The following is a 5,751-nucleotide window of genomic DNA, read 5'->3' on the forward strand; positions in this document are numbered from 1 at the left end:
TAAAGGATTGTTCCGGAAAGAGTCAGGATAAGTCGTGATTTTTGAAGCCAGTTTTAAGTAATTTGGGAGAGCGATTTAGATGCGTTTACCCTGATGGAAAAATACTTTAAATAATCTGCGTCTCATTGCCCAACCACTCTTACTATTTTGGTTGATTTATCCCTGGATACATATTTTACCCAATTCTAATTTATTGCTGGTATTCAATCAATTAATTAGTGCAATGAACCAATTTAAACCCTCTTATGCTTCTGGATAATTTCACTTAGTTACTACTTGCTCACTCCGGAAAGTGACAGAAGAGGGGTATGCTTTTGCTGAAGGTAGAAATTACCAAACATTTGTTTTTGTTGGCAAAAGTGCTGGTTTTGTTATTGAGGTGGTAGGTGAAAAAGGTACTAAATTTGTAAATGCATATTCTGGAGAATATGGAGATATTAAAATACTTCAGGTTCGGATTTACACAAAATCACGTACTATTGATCTTACTTATGAGCAGATATATAGTTAGTATAATAAATAACTATCAAATACTCAGCTTTTGTAAACAACTTAGCTACTAAAGGCTATTGCTAGATTGACCTGTTAAGATATTCTTATACAAAAATTACTTTCAGGATCGGGTAAGCTGACAACAGCAGTTTTAATCCTCAGAACAATGACCGCAAGTAGTCCCACGATTTTAGCCCTAGACTTTGATGGAGTGATTTGCGACGGACTAATTGAATATTTTGAGGTATCATGGCGCACCTACTGTCAAATTTGGTCGCCTGCTAACGACACACCACCAGATGATTTAGCTTTGAGATTCTATCGTCTGCGACCTGTAATTGAAACAGGTTGGGAAATGCCCGTTTTAATCAAAGCCTTGGTAGATGGAATTACTGATGAAACAATTCTTCAGGAATGGGCAAGCATCGCCCCGAAACTTTTGTTAAATGACAAGCTACAAGCAAGAGAAATTGGTGCGAAACTAGATAACCAACGGGATGAATGGATTACTACCGATTTAGACGGTTGGCTAAGTCTGCATAGATTTTATCCGGGTGTAGTAGAAAAAATCAAATTAACTCTTGACAGTAAAGTGAAGCTATACATTGTGACAACTAAAGAAGGGCGTTTTATACAACACTTATTGCAACAAGAAGGAGTTAATTTACCAGCAGCAGCGATTTTTGGCAAAGAAGTCAAGCGTTCCAAATATGAAATTCTGCAAGAATTAAAGCAAGCAGAAATATACAAGCCAGTTAGTCTATGGTTTGTAGAAGATAGACTCAAGACGTTGCAGTTAGTCCAACAGCAAACAGACCTTGAAGATGTGAAACTCTTCCTTGCCGACTGGGGCTATAATACCCAAACAGAACGGGAAGCTGCCCAAAATGATCGCCGAATTCAGTTGTTATCACTGTCTCAATTTCCCAAAGATTTCTCAAGTTGGCTTTAATATATTAAAGTTGCAATAATCTCTTGATGCGTTCACCCTGAAAGGGCTTGTCATTGCCCAGATGTTTGTAATAGTCAAATTGTTGCCCTTACTGATATCCCGCCCGGAAATTAAGTTCCGGGCTAATAGCCCAAGTCCACTCAATTAGACTGAAATCAACGAAGTAGAATATTTAAAAGATGTACGTAAATAATAAAGATTAAAAATCAGAGCTTCCGTCCTTCCATTTCAGTTAACTCTTCACTCTTCACTTACCTTTATGCTTGACCTGACAAAACTGGCGCGACAAATGCAGGGTTTAAGTCAGCATCTTACTTTAGAAGCTGTTGCCAGTCGCCAGCGCTTAGAATTGGCGCAACAACATCTCAAAAATGCTTACGAGTGTCAACAAGATTTAATCGATCGCCAGGAAAAATGGCGCGATCGCATTCTATTTGCTAATGCTACTCCAATTGAGCCGCTAGAAACCTGCATTGATATCCCAGTTCCCCCAAAAATTCATACTGTCATCGCTACCGATGGTTCCCAAATTGCCCCCAACCATCACGAAATTGCTTACTGTTATCTCCTGAATATCGGCAGAGTCGTCTTACACTACGGACAAAATCGCCATCCGCTACTCGATAGTTTGCCAGAGGTATTTTACCGCCCCGAAGATTTATATATGTCTCGGCAGTGGGGAATTAGAACCGAGGAATGGATGAGTTTTCGTCGCACTGCTTCAGAAACAACAGTATTAGCAGAACTTGCATGTGGTGCAGCCCAAGGGGAAACGCCAGCATTAGCGATGGTAGATGGTTCGTTAATTTACTGGTTTTTAGAACAATTGCCGATGGATGCACGCGATCGGATTTTACCTCCCATTCTTGAAGCTTGGCAGCAGATGCGTGATGCTCAAATTCCCCTGATAGGCTATCTCAGCGCCTCTCGCAGCATCGAAACAATGAACTTTTTACGGTTGTTGGCTTGTCCCCATCCAATGCCAGACTGTAAAAGTCATTGCCCAAATCAGCTAGAAAAAGTACCTTGTAAAATTTTTGAACAGTTGCGAGATACTTCTGTTTGGGCAACCCGACTCAAACCAGGACAACGCAGTACCTTGTGGCGCAGTAATTCCCCTATTCTCGAACTATACGGAGATCAAACCATTTACTTTTGCTACGTCCACGTTGGTACTGAAATCGCCCGAATCGAAGTTCCGGCATGGGTAGCAGAGAATGCAACCATGTTAGATCAAGCATTGGGACTAATGCTAGCACAAGTACAAAAAGGATATGGCTATCCTGTAGCGATCGCCGAAGCGCATAATCAAGCAGTGGTAAAAGGTGGCGATAGAGCGCGTTTTTTTGCCCTCCTTGAACAACAAATGATTAAAGCTGGCCTGAAAAATGTGGGAACTTCCTACAAAGAAGCCAGAAAGCGGGGCAGTATTGCTTAAATCAGGGAATAGTAAACAGTATGAATTAAGATTATTGACTGATAACTGTTAACTATTAAATAAGTTGCGATAAATTGTATTTATCTATCAAGTCTAGACAGCGATCGCTTTTTTCTCACTCTTCTTATTTCACATCGTAGTCTAACAAAAATTAGTCCTTAATCTAATGCTTGCATAAGTAGAACTGATAAAATAACATTAAGCACTCCGGCGTAAATATTTGTTGTTGGGATGAGCCATAAGCCAGGAAGCCTAAGGGAAGAGCGTTTTAGCCTAGTTCATCTTTATTCACATAGTTTGCTTTTATTGTGCCATCCTACTTACCTAAAATTCAGTAAATCGCAAAGTTTTCTCTAAACCTTTTCTGTACTAGGACTTACGCAAAACCACACGCTGTAGGGGCAATTTATGAATTGCCCCTACTTCAAAATAAGGGTTTCAGCTATTGTTTGCGTAAGTCCTGTTTACTTGATTTCAGGCTTCAAAGCTAATCAGTTGAAATGCCAGTATAATAAGCGTTTAAACTCCTGCTTTGTAGCTAGACTCTGGCGACTAGAACAGATATTCACTTTAAGCAAGACTAAAAACGTAGCCTGAAACCCTTATTATTTCGTTTAATTACACAACTTTTCGATTTACTGAAATTAGTTGTTATTTGAGAAAGCTTTTGGGGAATTATATAAATGTAGCCTCTTTATTTGCTGAAACAAGTATCACTATAGATAAAATTACAGATAGCTCGATAGACTATCCAGAAGAAGAGTATTTATCTTCCCGACAACGCCGACGCCGAAGTTCTTCATTTTCATTAGAGATAGATAATCAAAGCTTGGCTAATGATGTTATTAAATCTAGTGTAGATGAACTTGTTAATCCTTCTAAGAAATCGGCAAAAATCAATTCATCAATTGATTTAACTCTTTTATTGTCCAATAAGGTTGTAATAGATTTAAATGATTATCCAGACATTTTGGATATGTTAGCTGTACATTGAGACAATAAAGCAGATGATTATCCAGATGATTTATCTTATGGGCATTATCAATTACCACGTTTCTTGCCTAGAGGGGAAATAGGTTATGCTTATGCCTTCTACGAAGAAGGAGAAGATGGAAAAATACATTTTTTTGAACATGATGAAGACACCGGAAAAGACTTAGAAATTAGTCTTAAAAACGCTTGTCTAAAATATAGAGAATAATTTTATACATATGTGGTGTGTAAGGATGTATTTCCAGCTTTTGAGAAAATTTTAACTTGTCATGGATGGAAGTTATCTACTCTTGATCTAGATTCTGCTTTTTCGTGGCTGGATACTAGGTTGGAATTAGAATACTTTTCTTCTATATCAGACAAAAGATAGTAAATGGACAGGTGAAACAGACAAAATAGGAGAACATATTAAACTGCACTGGAGAAACCAAAATAGTAAAGATGAAAAAAATGCAAAAAAACCAGAAAAAGGAGAACTGATAATTTTAAGACAATATGGTGTAAGAACACACATTGTTCGGGTAATCTACGACAAAATTAACACCGAATCAACGGATAAATATGAATTTAATATTTATCGTTCAGTTGAAGTTATTTGGGTAACTAATGATTGGAATGCTCCTCCTAGTACCAGCATTGTCTTTGCTTCTGGTGTTCACTTCCCTGCGAATGGAAAGGTGTATAAAATAAAAAAATTAAAAGCTTTCACACAACGTTGGGCAGAAGGAGGATTAATAGAATTTCAAAATTATCTTCAACAAGAATTAGAAAAATACTAAGCTGAGAGGGAAGGACTGAAAATTGCTGTAGAAATCAAAAGTTTCCTTATATTTAAAGTACAATTCTCATACTCAAATCCAACCACTTCGACTGAGTAATTGGCGCACTGCTAGAAATATAGTCAACACCTGTCTGTGCAACACCGCGAATCGTTTCCAAAGTCACATTCCCCGAAGCTTCAATTTTCACCCCGCTATCCTGCTGGCGAATCAACTGCACCGCTTGACGCATCATATCCAAAGGCATATTGTCCAACATAATAATGTCAGCGTTGTGCTGCAAAGCTTCTTTCACCTGCTCTAAACTTTCCGTCTCAACCTCTATTGTCAAGGGATAAGGTATCTGAGAACGAATACGGGTAACTGCTTCTCTAATTCCCCCAGCCGCCGCGATGTGATTATCCTTAATCATCACCGCATCATCTAACCCCATACGGTGATTAATCGCCCCACCCACCGCAGTCGCGTACTTTTCCAACAGTCTCAGCCCTGGTGTAGTTTTACGCGTATCCACCAACTGAGCAGTTAAATCAGCAATTTTCTCTACATATATATTAGTCAGCGTAGCAATCCCACTCAACCGCATAGCCAAATTGAGCGCCACCCGTTCCCCCATCAGCAGCGCATCCAGCGAACCATAAATTTGAGCTACAACCTCTCCCGGCTCACACCATGCACCTTCAGCCGCAACCGCCACAAAGCTGACTTTTTCATTCAATATCTGAAACACCCTAGCTGCAACTGGTAAGCCAGCAATTATCCCTGAAGCTTTAGCGATCCATTTAGCCGAGCCTAGCATCACATCTTCTACTAATAGAGTATTTGTTGTGCGATCGCCCCTACCAATATCCTCCAACAACCAGCAACGCAATAGTGGATCTAAAACCAGCCAAGGCGGCAAAACACCAGATTTCCTCACAACCTTATTGCTTCCTTAGTGACTTCCAGGAATACCATAGCCTAAAACCCTTACTATCCAAGCTTTTCATTGGGACTTGAAAGCAGTCCAAAAAGAATTTTGGAAAAATAGTTGACAAGATAAACGAGGTTCGCTATATTGAATAAGTGCCTGAAGCGAAGCGAGAAAAAGCGACGCT

The 5,751-nt window shown here is 39.3% G+C and carries 5 protein-coding genes and 1 pseudogene; 5 read left to right on the forward strand and 1 reads right to left on the reverse strand.

The window, feature by feature from the left end; all coding sequences use genetic code 11:
- Positions 1–94: 94 nt before the first annotated feature.
- The 5 genes and pseudogenes from ACYTXL_RS33435 to ACYTXL_RS33455 form a co-directional block, all read left to right on the forward strand.
- Positions 95–259 (forward strand): annotated as a pseudogene (locus ACYTXL_RS33435) (IS701 family transposase); the annotation flags it as partial.
- Between the two features lie 33 nt (positions 260–292).
- Positions 293–511, forward strand: coding sequence for a hypothetical protein (locus ACYTXL_RS33440; protein WP_461928330.1), 219 nt, complete (start codon positions 293–295; stop codon positions 509–511).
- 147 nt (positions 512–658) lie between these two features.
- Positions 659–1,444: an HAD family hydrolase gene (locus tag ACYTXL_RS33445; RefSeq protein ID WP_461928331.1), complete on the forward strand. Its 786-nt coding sequence runs from the start codon at positions 659–661 to the stop codon at positions 1,442–1,444.
- Positions 1,445–1,703: 259 nt separating this feature from the next.
- Positions 1,704–2,882: a DNA double-strand break repair nuclease NurA gene (locus tag ACYTXL_RS33450; RefSeq protein WP_461928332.1), complete on the forward strand. Its 1,179-nt coding sequence runs from the start codon at positions 1,704–1,706 to the stop codon at positions 2,880–2,882.
- A gap of 667 nt (positions 2,883–3,549) precedes the next feature.
- Positions 3,550–3,876 carry a hypothetical protein gene (locus ACYTXL_RS33455; protein ID WP_461928333.1) on the forward strand — a complete coding sequence of 109 codons (327 nt, stop codon included), beginning with the start codon at positions 3,550–3,552 and terminating at the stop codon, positions 3,874–3,876.
- Positions 3,877–4,706: 830 nt separating this feature from the next.
- Here the strand turns inward: ACYTXL_RS33455 and nadC are convergent.
- Complete coding sequence (gene nadC, locus ACYTXL_RS33460) at positions 4,707–5,573, reverse strand: carboxylating nicotinate-nucleotide diphosphorylase (protein WP_461928334.1); 867 nt, start codon at positions 5,571–5,573, stop codon at positions 4,707–4,709.
- Between the last annotated feature and the right edge of the window lie 178 nt (positions 5,574–5,751).

Source organism: Nostoc sp. (assembly GCF_054880495.1).